The sequence below is a fragment of the Roseateles sp. genome (assembly GCF_047654805.1).
Taxonomy (GTDB): Bacteria; Pseudomonadota; Gammaproteobacteria; order Burkholderiales; family Burkholderiaceae_C; genus Pelomonas.
On sequence record NZ_JASGIV010000001.1, the window covers coordinates 3,848,899 to 3,863,402 of the forward strand.

A 14,504-nucleotide genomic window follows, 5' to 3' on the forward strand; every position below is an offset into this window, starting at 1 on the left:
CGGCGGATACTCCCGGACATGTTCAACATCGTCCTTGTCCAGCCGGAGATACCGCCCAACACCGGCAATGTGATCCGGCTCGCGGCCAACACCGGCAGCAGCCTGCACCTGATCGAACCGCTGGGTTTCTCCATGGAGGACCGGTTGCTGCAGCGTGCCGGCCTGGACTATCACGAGTACGCCCGCGTGCACCGACATGCCGATTGGGCTGCATTCCTCATGACCGAGTCTCCCGACGCGGCGCGCATGTTCGCCTTCACGACGCGCGGCAGCCGGCCCTTTGGCGAGGTTGCCTGGCTGCCGGGCGACTGGCTGGTCTTTGGCAGCGAGACGGCCGGACTGGCGCCGACGCTGCGCGAGAGCTTCCCCACCGCACAGCGCGTGCGCCTGCCGATGCGTGAGGGCCAGCGCAGCCTCAACCTGAGCAACAGCGTCGCGGTGGCCGTCTTCGAGGCCTGGCGACAGAACGATTACGCAGGCGGGACGTAGGCAAGCCCTTCGGCCAGGGCACACCTTGGACGGCACCCCATGGGCCCGTCGCTCAGCCCGACGGCTCTATTCCGCCCGCGCGTCACGGCCCATCAAACGGGCAATCGCCTCCGTCACGCGCAGCTGGCCTTCCAGCAAGGCCACCATGGCCTCGGTGATAGGCATCTCGACACCTGCCTCGCGCGCGCGCGCCAGCACCGTGGGGGCGCTGTAGACACCTTCGGCCACGTGGCCCAGCTGGGCCAGGATCTGTGGCAGGGCCAAGCCTTGCGCCAGCATCAGGCCGACGCGGCGGTTGCGCGACAGATCGCCGGTAGCCGTCAGCACCAGGTCACCAAGGCCCGAAAGGCCCATGAAGGTCTCGGCCCGAGCGCCCAGCGCCTGACCGAGGCGCAGCATCTCGGCCAAGCCACGCGTGATCAGGGCGGCGCGCGCATTCAGGCCCGGCGCATCCGGCGCGACGCCCGACAGGCCATCACAGACACCCACCGCGATGGCCATGACGTTCTTGACCGCGCCACCAACCTCGACGCCGACTGGGTCGGTAGAGGTATAGACACGAAGTCTGTCGCCGTGGAAAGCATCAACGGCTGCCTGCGCTAGGCCGGCATCCTCGCTGGCCGCGACCAGCGCCGTCGGCCTTCCAGCGGCCACCTCCTGCGCAAAGCTGGGGCCTGACAGCACGCCCACGCGCAGTGCCGGCTGCAGCTCGCGGGCGATCTCGTGACCCAGCCGCCCCGTTCCGGCCTCGAAGCCCTTGCACAGCCACAGCACGCGGTGCGTGGACGGCAGAGTGGCCAGAGTCTCGCGAAGACCGGACATCGGCGTGGCAACAATGGTCAGGCCCTGGGCGCAATGGCCGATCGCGGCGTCGCGGTCGGCACTCAGGTTCAGAGCAGCCGGCAGTTCGCTGTCCGGCAGATAGGCCGCATTGCGACGGTCAGCGCGCATCCGCTTGATGGCGGCACCGTCGCGCCCCCACAGCAGCACCTCATGGCCTGCGTTGGCAGCCTGGATGGCCAGGGCCGTGCCCCAGGCGCCGGCGCCGAGCACGCTGATCTTCATCATCGTCATGCGTGGGAGTGTCCACCAAGTAAAACGCCCCGCATGGGGCGGGGCGTCGTCAAGAGGGGCGCTACTTTCAGTTGACCGCCTGGCCGCCCTGCGCCGCGAGCTGCGCCTGCTGGGCTTCGAACATGGCCTGGAAGTTCACTTCCGTCAGCAGCACGGGCGGGAAGCCGGCGCGCGTGCAGACATCGGAGACGATGGCGCGCAGGTAGGGGTAGACCATCTGCGGGCAGACAATGCCCAAGATGCCTTCGACCTGATCCTGCGGCACATTGCGGATCTCGAAGATACCTGCCTGCTTGGCCTCGACCAGGAACAGCGTCTTGTCGCCGACCTTGGTATTGACGGTGGCCGTGACGCAGACCTCGAAGATGCCGTCGGTGACGTTCTCGGCAGACAGTGCCAGGTTGATGTCGACCTGCGGCTGCTGCTGCTCCAGGAGGATATGCGGCGCGTTGGGCTGCTCCAGCGACAGATCCTTCAGGTACATGCGCTGGATCTGGAACACGGGTGTGCCTTCGGGGGCGGCTTGGATCTCGTCGGCCATGGGACTCTTTCTAGCGGAGCGTCAAACAAAAGCCCGCAGGCGGCATGCTGCGGGCGGTAGGCGGATTATGGGCGAGGGCCCGTGACAGACCGCCCGGGGCTTGCCCGGGCTTGAAATCAGGCCGACTGGAGCAAGGGCAGCAAGCCGCCCCGCTGATCCAGCGCAATCAGGTCGTCGCACCCCCCGACATGGGTGTCGCCGATGAAGATCTGCGGCACGGTGCGGCGGCCGGTCTTGTCCATCATGGCCTGGCGTTCGGTCGGGTTCAGGTCGACTCGGATCTCGTCGATCTGCTCCACGCCGCGCTGCTTCAGCAGCATCTTGGCGCGGACGCAGAAAGGGCAGACCAGGGTCGTATACATCTTGACGGAAGCCATTCACCAATCCTCTCGGAAGCCTTGCGAAAGCCCGCTCAGGCGGACTTCTCGACCGGCAGATTGGCGTCGCGCCAGGCCTTCAGGCCACCTGCCAGCACGCGGGCCTTCTCGTAGCCCAGCTTGCGCAGCATGCCAGCAGCGCGCCCGGCGCGTGCGCCGGTCGGGCACACCAACACCAGCGGCAGGGCCTTGTTGCTGGGCAAGGACTTGTGGCTCTCGATCTGGCCGAAGGGGATGTTGCGCGCACCAGCGGCGTGGCACTTGGCGAACTCCTCGGGCTCGCTGACATCGATGAGCACGCCCTTCTCACGGTTGATCAGTTGCACCGCCTCGGCGGGACCGACAGCAGCACCTCGTGAGCCCGACACCAGCAGGGGCCAGAGCAGCATGCCGCCGGACACGACTGCGGCGACGAGCAAAAACCAGTTCTCGATCAGGAAGTTCAAGCAAGCATCCCGTGTAATTCAACGAAGCCGCTGATTATCGCCGGGTCGGATAATCCGCCGCTTCCCACCACCTGCGCGCCTCTTGCCCATGTACAAGCTCGTCCTCATCCGCCACGGCGAATCGACCTGGAACCTGGAAAACCGCTTCACCGGCTGGACCGATGTGGACCTGACCCCCACCGGCGTGGAGCAGGCCAAGACGGCCGGGCGGCTGCTGAAGGAAGCGGGCTACGACTTCGACATCGCCTACACCTCGGTGCTCAAGCGCGCCGTCTGGACGCTGTGGCACTGCCTGGACCAGATGGAGCGCACGTGGCTGCCGGTGCGCCACGCCTGGCGCCTGAACGAGCGCCACTACGGCGCGCTGCAGGGGCTCAACAAGGCCGACATGGCCAAGCAGTACGGCGACGAGCAGGTGCTGATCTGGCGCCGCAGCTACGACACGCCGCCGCCGGCGCTGGAAGCGGGCGACCCGCGCAGCGAGCGCGGCGATCGCCGCTACGCCGGCCTGAAGGACGGCGAGGTGCCGCTGACCGAATGCCTGAAGGACACCGTCGCCCGCGTGCTGCCCTTCTGGAACGAGACCATTGCACCGACCATCAAGAGCGGCCAGCGGGTGCTGATCGCCGCCCACGGCAACAGCATCCGTGCGCTGGTCAAATATCTGGACGGTATCGCCGATGACGCTATCGTAGGCGTCAACATCCCCAACGGCATCCCGCTGGTCTACGAGCTGGACGCCGACCTCAAGCCCATCAAGAGCTACTACCTGGGCGACGCCGAAGCGGCCGCCAAGGCCGCCGCCGCTGTCGCGGCCCAGGGCAAGGCCTGATCTACCGCTGACTGGACCTCGTCGACACCGACCCACCCGGGCTGGCGCCGCAACAGCGTGACGGTAGGCCCCCATGGCGCCCAGCGGTCGGCGTCGACCGGTCCCCAGATGCTCAGCAGCCGCGCGCCAACGCCCGCGGTCATGTGCGCCGGCCCCGTGTCGTTGGCCACCACGACGCCGGCCAGTTGCAGCAGCGCGTTGTAGTCCCCAAGGGCCACACCTTCGAGGCGGGTAGCAGCGGGATAAAGGTCCCGGGCGCCCTGCACTTCCGCAGGCCCCGGCACGATGACGACACGGCGCCCAGCCGCATGCAGTTTGCGCACGAACTCCGGGAAGGCAGGCCAGCTGCGATCGAGGAATTCCACGCGCCCATTGGCGAATGGGCAGATCAGCACGAAACGGCCAGGCGCTATGCCCTGTGCCGCCAGCAGTGCCCGGGCCCGCTCGCGCTGCGCCTCGCTGACCCGCAGGCCGATGCTCTCGGGCGGCTCGGCCTCGATGCCAAGGAAGTCGCAGGCCAGCTCCCAGTATTCCTGCAGCGCATGCCGGCCCTCGCGGCGCGCGTGGGCACGCCGCAGCAACCCGCTGCGGCCTTCACCGGCATGCCCTTCTGAATGCAATCCGGCCAGGCGCCCATCCAACGCGGCCGAGAACGCATAGGGCAGCAGCAGCGTGTTCGAGCGCCCGTCGAAGCCCGGATCCTCTGCCACCAGGCGCCGTCGCAACTCGCGCAACTGCGCGACGCGCTCGCGCAGGCCGGCGGGCCGGACATGCACCGGCCAGCCCTCGGCCTCCAGCAGGCTGCGCGCCCAGCCCTTGCCCACCAGCTCCAGCCGATGGCCATGTTCCTGCAGCAGCCGCAGCGCAGGCAGGCTCAACACCGTGTCGCCGACGAAATTGCGCAGGCGAACAATCAATGGCCGGGCTTTTATCATCAGCGAATCGTCAAAATGGTGTGAGATTCTCGCGCCCCATGATCTCCCTTCCCACCTCCGCCGACGTCATCGCCGCACACGATCAGGCTCTCGCCGAGCCCCCCGTGGCGGCCGAGACAACAGACCTGGCCGGCTGCATTGCCGCCAACCACTTTCACAACCGCAGCCTCTGGGCCCAGGAAGACCTGGCGCGCCGTACGCTGGCGGTCGACGCAGAGATAGTCGCCAACAAGCGCGCCATTGACCGCCACAACCAGGCCCGCAACGATGCCGTCGAACGCATCGACGAGTTCTTGCTCGGCGCGCTGCGCCTTGTCGACCCCGAGACGCTTGCCAGTCCCCTACCCCGCTCGACCGTGCAGGGCGGAGTGCGGCTGAACAGCGAGACCGCCGGCTCCATGCTGGACCGCATCTCCATCCTGGGCCTGAAAATCGCCGCGATGCGCGAGCAGACGTTGCGCGGCGACGTCGACGATGCGCATCGCCGGCTCTGCACCGAGCGGCTGCAGCAGCTGACGCAGCAGCGCACCGACCTGGGTCACTGCTATGACGAACTGCTGGCCGACGCCCGCGCCGGCCGGGCCTATTTCAAGGTCTACCGCCAGTTCAAGATGTACAACGACCCGCGCCTGAATCCGGCCCTGGTGGCTGAGTCCACTTGATCCCGCCCCGCTTCGCTGCCAACCTGGACTGGCTCTATCCGGAGCTGGCCTACCTCGACCGCATCGCCGCCGCGCGTGCCGACGGCTTCGGCCGCGTCGAGATGCTGTTGGCCCACCAGCAGGAGCGCGCGGCGCTGCTCGCGCAACTGGACGGTCTGCCCGTAGCATTGCTCAACGCGCCAGCGGGAGACTGGGCAGGGGGCGAGCGTGGCCTGGCCGCCCTGCCTGGGCGGGAAGCCGAATTCCGCGACCACTGCCTGCGCGGCTTCGAGCTTGCCGGGCAGGTCGGCGCGCCCGTCGTGCACCTGATGTCGGGCATCGCCGAGGACGGCGTCAGGACGCGTGCCACCTGGCTCGCCAACCTTGCCTGGGCGGCCGAGCACGCGCCCGCGGGTTTGACACTGACCATCGAACCCATCAACCGCCGCGACATGTCCGGCTATTTCCTGCACCGGCAGGCCCAGGCGCTGGAACTGCTGGCCGCGCTGGGGTCGCCGTGCGTGAAGCTGCAACTGGACCTCTACCACTGCCGTATGGCCGAAGACGGCGAATCGCTGACCCACCTTGTCCGGGCGCTGGACCTGGACCTGCTGGGACACGTGCAAATCGCGGGCGTCAAGGGCCGACACGAACCCGAGGCGAACGAGTACGCGGCCGAACTCGCGCTGCTCGACGAGCGCGGCTGGCGCGGCACCATCGGCCTGGAGTACCGGCCGCGCGGCGACACGCGAGCCGGGCTGGCCTGGCTGGGCTGATCTCGCTCAGGTCCCGCCCCGCTGCCGACGCCACAGCCAGTAGGACTTCAGTACCGACACCGCCGCCGCAGCCAGCGCCGTTCCGCAGATGGCACCGGCCTGCCATTGCGGCGGCAGCGGCGACATCGACAGTGCCACCAGCAGCAAGCCTGCCACGACGAAGACCTTCCCGGCGAAGCGGTGTGTCTGGTCCCAGACCCGCTCGTTGTCCAGCGTCCAAGGCGTGCGGATGCCGACGGTGTAGTTGGAGCGCAGCTTGCCCAGCACATTGCCCATGAAGACGAACAGGCCACCCATCAGCAACATGGGCAGCCGGGGCGCGGGGCCGGACAGGCCGAGCGACATCGCCACGACCTGGGCCTGCACCAGCGCCAGCAACAGCGTGATCGCCAGCCAGATCGTTGCCAGCGCCTTGCCGGACTTGCGCAAGTTGTCGCCGCGCGGGTCCAGCTGCGGCAGCACCCATTGGAGGGCGAGCAGACCGAGGGCCAGCACGGGCAGCATGAAGAGCCCCAGCCCGGCCGCAGCCCAGCCGTCGGCCTCGCCCTGCGCGTTGAAGTGCACCGGCACCTGGGAGCCCTCGGGCAGCTGCAAGAAGACCCAGGCGCCTGCCAAGGCCATGGCGGCGATCAGCGCGATCTGGATACGGGTGCCGAAACGTTCAAGCATGGGAGCTTCCTGCCTTGTGTGGAGATGGTGTTTTCGCCTTGACCTCGCCAATGCCGAAGACTTCGGCGAAGCCCAGCAGGGCCTCCTCCAGCGTCGACACGTTGAGCCGGTAAGTGATGGTGGTGCCACTGCGGTCGGAGCTCACGAGGTCGGCCTCCCGCAGCACGGCGAAGTGGCCCGACAGCGTCGGCTTGGACAATTCGAAGCAAGCGGCCAGCTCGCCGGCAGTCATCTCCCGCTCGCGCAACAGCTGCAGGATGCGCCGCCGCGTCGGGTCGCTCAGTGCCTTGAAGACCTTGTCCATGATTCGCTATTTTGCCAATTAGCAAAATATTAGCACCCCCGGAGGTGAAGCGTTCCGGGGTGCCTGTCCCGCGCGTCAGCGCCTGGGCGCAAACGCCTGTGGATAGCGCCGCCCGTACCAGTCCCTGACCTGCTCGTGGTCGAGCCGAAGGAAGGGTCCCAGCCCAGGGACGACAAGCAACAGCGCGCCGCTGGCCAGGAAACCCGCTGCCATGCCGAGGTAGACGGCGTCGACAGGCCAGCGCGTCAGCAACACGCCCGCGAACGCCGGCGCCAGGGTGGCCGCCAACTGGGCCAGCGTCAGCTGCACCGCCGCCATGCGCGCGCGAAACAGCTCCGGTATCGCGAGCGTCCGGTGGGTCTGACCCACCAGCTGCGTGACTGACATACACAAACCCATCAGCGTGAAACAGGCAACCAACACCAACGGCCGGGCGCTGCACCCCACGACGGCCACGGCGCCTGCGCAGGCGCCTATCGCGGCGGCGATCGCGCGCACGCGATCCAGCCTGCGGATTAGCGCGTCCGCCAGGCCCGCAACGCCGGCCATCACCCCAAGGGACAGCGCAGCGTGGCAAGCGCCCAGCCAGCCGCCGGACAGGCCCAGGGCCTGCAGCCGCAATGGCAGCAGCAGGCCAGTAGCCGGCAGCAAGAACACCATCATCAGGGCACCCGTCAAGGTCCACCAGCGGTCGACGGGAACACCCCATTTGGCGCGCAGGCCGGCACCCACGTCGCCCAGCCAGCCGGCAGACGCGGCGGTGACCGGTACTCGCCCGGGTCGCTCCAGCCGCAACGCCGCGCCCGCGGCGAGCAGCGCCAGCAGCAGAGCCCCTGCCGAGGCCACGGCGATGCCGGCCAGCGCCAGCAAGACACCGCCCGCTGCAGGGCCCAGCAACCCGCCCAGCGCCTGGGCCCCGCGCCGCAGCCGAATCACCTCGGGCAGGCGGGCCCCATCCACCAGCTCGGGCAGCAAGCTGGCCTGAGCCGGCAACAACGCCGCGCCGGCCAGCGCCGACAAGACTCCGGACAGACACAGCAACGGCCATTTGTAGGCCTCGATGCACGCCAGCACCATCAGCGCCAACGCCTCGACCAGCAGCACGGCGCGCGCCCCCTGCACCACACGATGCTTGGGCCAGCGGTCGCCAAGCGGCGACAGCAGCGGCAGCGCCACCAGCGCACAGGCTGCCGTGACCATGCCGTAGCGCGCCAGGTCGGCCGCGCCGCCGGCACTTGCGATCCACCAGGCCAGCGTGGTCTGGGTACACGCGGTAGCCAACAGCCCGGCCGTCTCACCAACCAGGAGCTTGCGCACGGCGGACGGGCAATGGCGCAGGGCGTCAACGAAGGAAGTCATGCTTGGAAGGCCTGGAAATATCGGGCGTCAGGACTCTAGGCAGGGCTGTCCGGCCATGGCAGGCCCAGAGGCCGCCCGAGGCAATGGATACAGGCCGATGCTGTATCCATCGCTGATACCCCTTCGTGCATCGATACGGCCGGGGCGACTGTCGATATCGTTCGGCCCCTTGCAACTTTTGCCGCGTTGCCCTCATCGCCTCAACCGTGACCTCTCGCCCACCGCTCTACCTGGCGCTCGCCAACGAGCTGATTCATACCCTGCGCGCAGGCCGCTACCGCCCCGGCGATCAGCTGCCCTCGGTGCGCGAGCTGTGCCAGACCCACTGCATGAGCTTGGCCACCGTGACCCATGCCCTACATCGCCTGGAGGACGCTGGTTGGATCGAGGCCCGGCCCCGGCGCGGCTTCTTCGTGCGCGCCGCCGCGACCGGCCCGCTGAGTCAGCCGCCGCCCGCAGCGCCCGCGCTGCAGTTGGAAGACAGGCGGCGGCGGTTGATGGCGTTGGCCGCCTCACGGGAGGGCCAGCTGTCGCTGAGCCATCTCGCGCTGGCGCCGTCGTTGTTGCCGCTAGCCGCGCTGCGCCGCGAGATGGCCGCCTGCCTGCGGACCGGGGTTGACGCGCTGGGGTCGGGGAGCGTCTTCGGCAGCCAGACCTTGCGCGAGCAGTTCGCCGCTCGGCTGGATCGCCGCGGCGTGCGAGCCAATGCCGAAGACCTGGTCCTGACGCAGGGTGATGGCGAATCCCTGCAACTGTGCCTGGGCCTGCTGGCGCGCCCCGGCGACCGCGTCGCGGTCGCGTCACCAGGTTCGCTGCGGATGCTGGAAGTGGTGACCGCCCTGGGCCTGCTGCCCGTCGAACTTCCCATGCCGCTGGCCGGTGACGCCCTGACAGCATGGCTGGCGCGCGAGCGGCCCACCGTCTGCGTGATCGACCTGGGACTGCTCGCTGCGGCAGCCGGGCCCATGCACGACGCCGACAAGCAGGCTCTGGTGACCCTGTTGAAGGTCCACGGCGTCGCAATCATTGAGCTCGACCTGATGGGCGAGCTGCATCGCGGCGCAGAGCAAGGACGCCCGCTGAAGTCCTTCGATGCCGAGGACGGCGTCATCTACTGCACCAGCCTAGCCTGCGTCACCGGCCCGGGCTTCAGTCTGGGCTGCGTCGCCAGCGGACGCCACCGCCTGCGGCTGCGCGCGGCGCGCTCGGTGCACGGCGAGCTGATCCCGCTGCTGACCGATCGAGTGCTCGCTTCCTTCCTCGCAGGGCCTGCCTTCGATGCCCATCTGCGCCGGCTGCGATCGCGATTGCGCCAGCAGGTGGCGGCCTGGATCCGGGCCGCGAGGCAGCATTTCCCGCCAGGAACGCGCGTGTCTGCCGGCGATGCAGGCTATGTACTTTGGGTGGAGCTGCCCGCTGGGCTGGACACGTCGGCGCTGCTGGCACAGGTCCAGGCCGACGGCTACGGCTTCGTGCCGGGAGGCGTCTTCAGCCTGTCGGGGCGCTTCGATCACTGCCTGCGCCTGACAGCAGCGCATCCGCTGGAGGGGGTGCGCGCGGCCGGGCTGCGGCGCCTGGGCGAGGCAGCCTGCCGGATGCTGGCCGGCGCTAGCCCAGCCTAGCCGCGATCAAAGCCCGCAGCGCCTCTGCCAACGCACGGCGATCCCGGCCCTCGGTCGCGACGGCATCCAGCACCTGCACCTCTATGCCCAGCCCCTGGGCCGACGCGATGCGCCACAGGCTCTGAGCCAGCGTCATGTCGCCAATGAAGCGGGCCGACGGGCTGAAACGCTCGCCGGGCTCATACCAACGCAGCACGACGGGCAACACGGGCACGTTGGTGGTGACGGCAGCCTGGAGCAGGTTGGCATGAAAGGGCAGCAGCCCCGGACCTGCGCCGGTCGTGCCTTCAGGGAAGACCGCCACGCAGTCGCCGTTCTTAAGCGCCTCGGCCGTCTGATGGACGACGCGCAGTGCATCGCGCTTGCTGGCACGCTCGATGAAGAGCGTGCCAGCACCGTCCACCAGCGTGCCGATCAGGGGCCAGTGCTTCACGTCAGCCTTGGACACGAAACGCGCCTGCGGCAACACGGCATGGACGCCGGCGATGTCCAGCCAGGACACATGGTTGGCCACCAGCAGATGACCGGCCGGCGATGCCTGGCCCGAGACCTTGAGCTCGATGCCAAGGATGCGCAGCGTCTTCACCGACCACCAGCGGATGCGCTCATGGCGCCGCGCTGGCGTCATGCGGCCGAAGTGCCGGCTCACGATCCAAAGGCCGTGCAGCACATGGGGCGCGAGGCGCGCGAGGCGCCACAACGCTCTCATCCTGCTTCGTAGGCTATGTGGCCCGCCACCAGCGTGCAGCGTACCCGCGCCGGCAGCTCGAACCCGCTGGAGGCGAAGGCAAAGGGTGTGTGCTTGCCCTGACTGGCCAGCACCTCAGGCGTGACGGCCCAGCTCGCATCGGCGTCAAACACACAGACATCGGCCACCCCCCCCTCCACCAGGCGGCCGGCACTGGCTGACAGCGATCCCAAGGCGCCGCCCAGCACTCGCACCGGTTCGGCCGTGACGACGGCCAGCGCGCGCTGCAGCGGCAGCTGCGCGTCCCGCGCCCAGCGCAGCGCCATACTGAGCAAAAGCTCCAGGCCCGTGGCTCCCGGCGTGGCCTCGGCGAAGGGGACGGCCTTCTCGTCGCTAGTCACAGGCATGTGGTCGGACACCAGCGCATCCAGCGTGCCATCGGCCAGGCCGGCGCGCAGCGCATCGCGGTCACGGCCCTGTCGCAGCGGCGGCGTGAGCCGCATTGCGGAGTCGAAGTAGCCAATGTCGACGTCGCTGAGGTGGAGGGAGTTGATGGACACGTCGGCCGTGACAGGCAGGCCGTCCCGCTTGGCAGCACGCACCAACTCCACGCCTGCAGCGCTGCTGATGCGGCACAGGTGCACCCGCGCGCCGGTGGCACGCACCAGCTCGAAGATTGTGTGCAGGGCCACGGTCTCGGCGCTGACCGGCACGCCGGACAGACCGAGCCGCGTCGCCACGGCACCGCTGGCGGCCACGCCGCCGCCCAGCCAGGCGTCCTGCGGGCGCAGCCAGACGGTGTAGCCATAGGTCGCGGCGTACTGCAGCGCGCGACTCAGCACCAACGTGTCCTTGATCGGCACCTCGGCCTGCGAAAAGCCGATGCAGCCGGCCTCGGTCAGCTCGGCCATCTCAGTCAGCGCCGCCCCTTGCAGCTGGCGCGTCAATGCGCCCAGCGGGAACAGCCGGCAGCGGCTGAGCTTGCGGGCGCGAAACTTCAGCATCTCCACGAGCCCCGGCTCGTCAAGGACGGGGTCAGTGTCGGGGGGGCAGACCAGGCTGGTCACACCGCCAGCCGCAGCAGCCGCCAGTTCGCTTTCCAGCAGGCCTTCATGCTCATGCCCAGGCTCGCGCAGGCGGGCGCACAAGTCGACGAGACCCGGGGCGACGATGAGGCCGGTGGCGTCCACCGTGCGCTCGGCGCCAAAATCGCTCACGTCGCCGAGGTGCACGATTCGGCCGTTGGCAATGGCAAGGTCGCCGATGCGGTCGAGGCTGGAGGCCGGGTCGATCAGCCGGCCGCCCTTGATGAGGATCTTCATGCTTCGTTCCCTGCGAGGATGGCCATGACAGCCATTCGGACAGCGATGCCGAATGTCACTTGAGGAAGGATGACGCTGCTCTTGCCGTCTGCCACTTCGGATGCAATCTCCACGCCGCGGTTGATGGGCCCCGGATGCATGACGATGGCGTCAGGCCTCGCCAGTGCGAGCTTGTCCGGAGTCAGGCCGAAATGCTTGAAGAACTCGCCGCTGCTCGGGAGCATGCCGCCGTTCATGCGCTCGTTCTGCAGGCGCAGCATGATGACCACGTCGGCGTCCTTCACGCCCTCCGCCATGTCGTGGCAGACACGCACGCCCATGTCGCGCAGGTCGCCCGGCACCAGCGTCTTGGGACCAACAGCGCGGATCTCTGCCACGCCAAGGATGTTGAGCGCGTGAATGTCGCTGCGGGCAACGCGCGAGTGCACGATGTCGCCAACGATCGCCACTGTGAGGTTGCGAAAGTCCTTCTTGAAGTGCCGGATCGTGTACATGTCCAGCAACCCCTGCGTCGGATGCGCATGGCGGCCGTCGCCGGCGTTCACCACGTGCACATGCGGCGCGCAGTGCTGGGCGATGAGGTGGGGCGCGCCGCTCTCGCTGTGGCGTACGACGAACATGTCGGCGTGCATGGCGCTGAGATTGGCCACCGTGTCCAGCAACGTCTCGCCTTTGGCGGTGGAGGAGCGCGCGATGTCCAGATTGATGACGTCCGCTGACAGACGCTTGGCCGCGATCTCGAAGGTGGTGCGGGTGCGGGTGCTGTTCTCGAAGAACAGGTTGAACACCGACTTGCCGCGCAACAGCGGCACCTTCTTGACCTCGCGGTCGTTGACGGACAGGAAGCTGCCGGCCGTGTCCAGGATCTGCTCGATGACCGCACGCGGCAGCCCTTCGATGGACAGCAGGTGGATGAGCTCTCCGTGCTTGTTCAGCTGGGGGTTTCGTTTGCTGAGCATCACTTCACCTCGAACGTGAATCGTCGGTCTTCGCCGCGGACCAAGCGCAGGCTCTGGTCCGGCTTGAGCGTGACACGGGCCGCGGAGAAGGCCGGCTCAATGGGCAGCTCACGCCCGCCACGGTCCACCAGTACGGCCAGCTGAACGCGCGCCGGACGACCGAAATCGAACAGCTCGTTGATGACTGCACGCGTGGTGCGGCCGGTGTAGAGCACGTCGTCGATCAACAGGATGTCGCGACCGTTCACATCGAACGGCAGCGTCGTGTGGTCGGCCTTCGCGAGGCCACGCGAGCCGAAGTCGTCGCGGTGCAGCGCGCTGGAGATGACGCCGGACGCGACGCCGAGGTCAGTCGCCAGCCGCTCGGCCAACCACGCGCCGCCACTCCAGATGCCGACTAGGGCGGTGTCGGGTGTCAGCAGCCGCTGCACCCCTTTCTTGAGCTCGAGGTACAGGGCCTCGGCATCGAGCAGCAGTTCACTCATGGGTGTTCTCGAAAAAACTGTTCCAGGATCAGTGCGGCGGCCGCAGCGTCCACGTCGCGCGCGCCTTCGGCCTCGGCCTCGACGCTGGTGTAACGCTCATCCACCTCGAAGACCGGCAGGTGGTAGCGCCCGGAGAGCCGACGGCCGAAGTTCTGCGCCTTGGCCGTCATCTCGTGCGGCGCACCGTCGGGGTGGCGCGGCACGCCAATGACGAGAGCGTCGGGCTGCCAGGTCTTGATGAGGTCGGCGATGGCATCGAAATCGCCCCCCTTGATCGTGACGCGCGGCTCGGCCGAGCCGAGCAGCCGCGTGCCACTGGCCACGCCGATGCGGCGCAGGCCAAAGTCGAAAGCAAGAAAGGATTGAAGGCGGGGCGCGTCAGCCATGATGGCCATCACGCATGCCCCGCGTCCGCACTGAGCATGCGCGGGTCGATGCCCAGCAGACCCAGGGCTTTCTCGTAGCGAAGCTCCACCGGAGTGTCGAAGATGATGGCCGGCGAAGCGTCCACCGTCAGCCAGCCGTTGCGACCGATTTCTTCTTCCAACTGGCCGGCTGCCCAGCCGCTGTAACCCAGCGTGACGAGCAGCTTCTTGGGGCCGGCGCCATTGGACAGGGCTTCCAGCACGTCGCGGCTGGTGGTCATCTCCAGGCCCCCAGGCACGGCGAGCGTGGCGTTGTAGTGCCCCCCCTGCTCGTCAAGCGGCTCGTGCAGTACGAAACCGCGATCGGTCTGCACCGGGCCACCATAGAAGACCGGGCTGTCCGCCAGCGGCTCTGCCGGCGGGCTCAGCTCCACCTTTTCGAACAGATGGCCGAGCGTCAACGAAATGGGTTTGTTGATGACCAGGCCCAGGGCGCCGTTGTCGTTGTGCTCGCAGAGGTAAACCACCGTACCGGCAAAAGCCTCGTCGGCCATGCCGGGCATGGCGATGAGGAACTGGTTGGTCAGGACAATCCGGTCGGCGGGCATGAAGAGCATTTT

General features: G+C 68.2%; 19 protein-coding genes. 5 read left to right on the forward strand and 14 right to left on the reverse strand.

Annotated features, from left to right (window positions below; genetic code table 11):
* The first annotated feature begins 18 nt into the window (after window positions 1-18).
* Window positions 19-489 (forward strand): tRNA (cytidine(34)-2'-O)-methyltransferase, encoded by a 471-nt coding sequence (locus QM732_RS17505; RefSeq protein WP_415657378.1) that lies wholly within the window; start codon window positions 19-21, stop codon window positions 487-489.
* A 66-nt stretch (window positions 490-555) separates the two neighbouring features.
* Here QM732_RS17505 and QM732_RS17510 read toward each other — a convergent pair whose 3' ends face one another.
* The 4 genes from QM732_RS17510 to QM732_RS17525 all read right to left on the reverse strand — a co-directional run bounded on the left by QM732_RS17510 (window position 556) and on the right by QM732_RS17525 (window position 2,927).
* Entirely contained in the window at window positions 556-1,554 is a 999-nt protein-coding gene (locus tag QM732_RS17510) for an NAD(P)H-dependent glycerol-3-phosphate dehydrogenase (protein ID WP_415659406.1), read from the reverse strand.
* 76 nt (window positions 1,555-1,630) lie between these two features.
* Window positions 1,631-2,104 (reverse strand): protein-export chaperone SecB, encoded by a 474-nt coding sequence (gene secB / locus QM732_RS17515; RefSeq protein ID WP_415657379.1) that lies wholly within the window; start codon window positions 2,102-2,104, stop codon window positions 1,631-1,633.
* 116 nt (window positions 2,105-2,220) lie between these two features.
* Window positions 2,221-2,481 (reverse strand): glutaredoxin 3, encoded by a 261-nt coding sequence (gene grxC, locus QM732_RS17520; RefSeq protein WP_415657380.1) that lies wholly within the window; start codon window positions 2,479-2,481, stop codon window positions 2,221-2,223.
* A gap of 35 nt (window positions 2,482-2,516) precedes the next feature.
* Window positions 2,517-2,927: a rhodanese-like domain-containing protein gene (locus QM732_RS17525; protein ID WP_415657381.1), complete on the reverse strand. Its 411-nt coding sequence runs from the start codon at window positions 2,925-2,927 to the stop codon at window positions 2,517-2,519.
* An 88-nt stretch (window positions 2,928-3,015) separates the two neighbouring features.
* On the opposite strand from QM732_RS17525, the gene gpmA reads away from it, so the two are divergent.
* On the forward strand, window positions 3,016-3,759 hold the full coding sequence (gene gpmA / locus QM732_RS17530; protein WP_415657382.1) for a 2,3-diphosphoglycerate-dependent phosphoglycerate mutase: 744 nt from the start codon (window positions 3,016-3,018) through the stop codon (window positions 3,757-3,759).
* Here gpmA and QM732_RS17535 read toward each other — a convergent pair.
* Window positions 3,693-4,694 carry a glycosyltransferase family 9 protein gene (locus QM732_RS17535; protein ID WP_415657383.1) on the reverse strand — a complete coding sequence of 334 codons (1,002 nt, stop codon included), beginning with the start codon at window positions 4,692-4,694 and terminating at the stop codon, window positions 3,693-3,695. The two genes, gpmA and QM732_RS17535, sit on opposite strands and share 67 nt — an antisense overlap.
* Before the next feature lie 38 nt (window positions 4,695-4,732).
* Here QM732_RS17535 and QM732_RS17540 point away from each other — a divergent pair, with 38 nt between their 5' ends.
* Window positions 4,733-5,356 (forward strand): DUF4254 domain-containing protein, encoded by a 624-nt coding sequence (locus tag QM732_RS17540; RefSeq protein WP_415657384.1) that lies wholly within the window; start codon window positions 4,733-4,735, stop codon window positions 5,354-5,356.
* A complete protein-coding gene (locus tag QM732_RS17545; protein WP_415657385.1) occupies window positions 5,353-6,111 on the forward strand; it encodes a hydroxypyruvate isomerase family protein in 759 nt (252 codons plus the stop codon). The genes QM732_RS17540 and QM732_RS17545 overlap by 4 nt, the downstream gene beginning before the upstream one ends.
* Before the next feature lie 6 nt (window positions 6,112-6,117).
* On the opposite strand, the gene QM732_RS17550 is transcribed toward QM732_RS17545, so the two are convergent.
* The 3 genes from QM732_RS17550 to QM732_RS17560 all read right to left on the reverse strand — a co-directional run bounded on the left by QM732_RS17550 (window position 6,118) and on the right by QM732_RS17560 (window position 8,443).
* Window positions 6,118-6,780 (reverse strand): SdpI family protein, encoded by a 663-nt coding sequence (locus tag QM732_RS17550; protein WP_415657386.1) that lies wholly within the window; start codon window positions 6,778-6,780, stop codon window positions 6,118-6,120.
* Entirely contained in the window at window positions 6,773-7,084 is a 312-nt protein-coding gene (locus tag QM732_RS17555) for an autorepressor SdpR family transcription factor (RefSeq protein WP_415657387.1), read from the reverse strand. The genes QM732_RS17550 and QM732_RS17555 overlap by 8 nt, the downstream gene beginning before the upstream one ends.
* Before the next feature lie 75 nt (window positions 7,085-7,159).
* A complete protein-coding gene (locus QM732_RS17560; RefSeq protein ID WP_415657388.1) occupies window positions 7,160-8,443 on the reverse strand; it encodes an MFS transporter in 1,284 nt (427 codons plus the stop codon).
* Between the two features lie 206 nt (window positions 8,444-8,649).
* Between QM732_RS17560 and QM732_RS17565 the strand changes: the two genes are divergently transcribed.
* Complete coding sequence (locus QM732_RS17565) at window positions 8,650-10,065, forward strand: PLP-dependent aminotransferase family protein (protein WP_415657389.1); 1,416 nt, start codon at window positions 8,650-8,652, stop codon at window positions 10,063-10,065.
* Here the strand turns inward: QM732_RS17565 and QM732_RS17570 are convergent.
* From QM732_RS17570 to QM732_RS17595, 6 genes are read right to left on the reverse strand one after another with little or no spacing between them, the layout of a single operon-like run.
* Window positions 10,052-10,774, reverse strand: a complete 723-nt coding sequence (locus QM732_RS17570) for a lysophospholipid acyltransferase family protein (RefSeq protein WP_415657390.1) — start codon at window positions 10,772-10,774, stop codon at window positions 10,052-10,054. The two genes, QM732_RS17565 and QM732_RS17570, sit on opposite strands and share 14 nt — an antisense overlap.
* Window positions 10,771-12,075, reverse strand: coding sequence for a dihydroorotase (locus tag QM732_RS17575; protein WP_415657391.1), 1,305 nt, complete (start codon window positions 12,073-12,075; stop codon window positions 10,771-10,773). The genes QM732_RS17570 and QM732_RS17575 overlap by 4 nt, the downstream gene beginning before the upstream one ends.
* Window positions 12,072-13,034: an aspartate carbamoyltransferase catalytic subunit gene (locus tag QM732_RS17580; RefSeq protein WP_415657392.1), complete on the reverse strand. Its 963-nt coding sequence runs from the start codon at window positions 13,032-13,034 to the stop codon at window positions 12,072-12,074. The genes QM732_RS17575 and QM732_RS17580 overlap by 4 nt, the downstream gene beginning before the upstream one ends.
* Window positions 13,034-13,519, reverse strand: coding sequence for a bifunctional pyr operon transcriptional regulator/uracil phosphoribosyltransferase PyrR (pyrR, locus tag QM732_RS17585; protein ID WP_415657393.1), 486 nt, complete (start codon window positions 13,517-13,519; stop codon window positions 13,034-13,036). The genes QM732_RS17580 and pyrR overlap by 1 nt, the downstream gene beginning before the upstream one ends.
* On the reverse strand, window positions 13,516-13,914 hold the full coding sequence (ruvX, locus tag QM732_RS17590) for a Holliday junction resolvase RuvX (RefSeq protein WP_415657394.1): 399 nt from the start codon (window positions 13,912-13,914) through the stop codon (window positions 13,516-13,518). Before ruvX ends, pyrR begins: the two co-directional genes overlap by 4 nt.
* Window positions 13,914-14,492: a YqgE/AlgH family protein gene (locus QM732_RS17595; RefSeq protein ID WP_415657395.1), complete on the reverse strand. Its 579-nt coding sequence runs from the start codon at window positions 14,490-14,492 to the stop codon at window positions 13,914-13,916. Before QM732_RS17595 ends, ruvX begins: the two co-directional genes overlap by 1 nt.
* Window positions 14,493-14,504 lie beyond the last annotated feature (12 nt).

Bases quoted from the DNA above. Each gene is read 5' to 3' on its own strand.
- QM732_RS17505 (WP_415657378.1), top strand. From the start codon at position 19: ATGTTCAACATCGTCCTTGTCCAGCCGGAGATACCGCCCAACACCGGC.
- QM732_RS17510 (WP_415659406.1), bottom strand. From the start codon at position 1,554: ATGAAGATCAGCGTGCTCGGCGCCGGCGCCTGGGGCACGGCCCTGGCC.
- secB (WP_415657379.1), bottom strand. From the start codon at position 2,104: ATGGCCGACGAGATCCAAGCCGCCCCCGAAGGCACACCCGTGTTCCAG.
- grxC (WP_415657380.1), bottom strand. From the start codon at position 2,481: ATGGCTTCCGTCAAGATGTATACGACCCTGGTCTGCCCTTTCTGCGTC.
- gpmA (WP_415657382.1), top strand. From the start codon at position 3,016: ATGTACAAGCTCGTCCTCATCCGCCACGGCGAATCGACCTGGAACCTG.
- QM732_RS17535 (WP_415657383.1), bottom strand. From the start codon at position 4,694: ATGATAAAAGCCCGGCCATTGATTGTTCGCCTGCGCAATTTCGTCGGC.
- QM732_RS17540 (WP_415657384.1), top strand. From the start codon at position 4,733: ATGATCTCCCTTCCCACCTCCGCCGACGTCATCGCCGCACACGATCAG.
- QM732_RS17550 (WP_415657386.1), bottom strand. From the start codon at position 6,780: ATGCTTGAACGTTTCGGCACCCGTATCCAGATCGCGCTGATCGCCGCC.
- QM732_RS17555 (WP_415657387.1), bottom strand. From the start codon at position 7,084: ATGGACAAGGTCTTCAAGGCACTGAGCGACCCGACGCGGCGGCGCATC.
- QM732_RS17560 (WP_415657388.1), bottom strand. From the start codon at position 8,443: ATGACTTCCTTCGTTGACGCCCTGCGCCATTGCCCGTCCGCCGTGCGC.
- QM732_RS17570 (WP_415657390.1), bottom strand. From the start codon at position 10,774: ATGAGAGCGTTGTGGCGCCTCGCGCGCCTCGCGCCCCATGTGCTGCAC.
- QM732_RS17575 (WP_415657391.1), bottom strand. From the start codon at position 12,075: ATGAAGATCCTCATCAAGGGCGGCCGGCTGATCGACCCGGCCTCCAGC.
- QM732_RS17580 (WP_415657392.1), bottom strand. From the start codon at position 13,034: ATGCTCAGCAAACGAAACCCCCAGCTGAACAAGCACGGAGAGCTCATC.
- pyrR (WP_415657393.1), bottom strand. From the start codon at position 13,519: ATGAGTGAACTGCTGCTCGATGCCGAGGCCCTGTACCTCGAGCTCAAG.
- ruvX (WP_415657394.1), bottom strand. From the start codon at position 13,914: ATGGCCATCATGGCTGACGCGCCCCGCCTTCAATCCTTTCTTGCTTTC.
- QM732_RS17595 (WP_415657395.1), bottom strand. From the start codon at position 14,492: ATGCCCGCCGACCGGATTGTCCTGACCAACCAGTTCCTCATCGCCATG.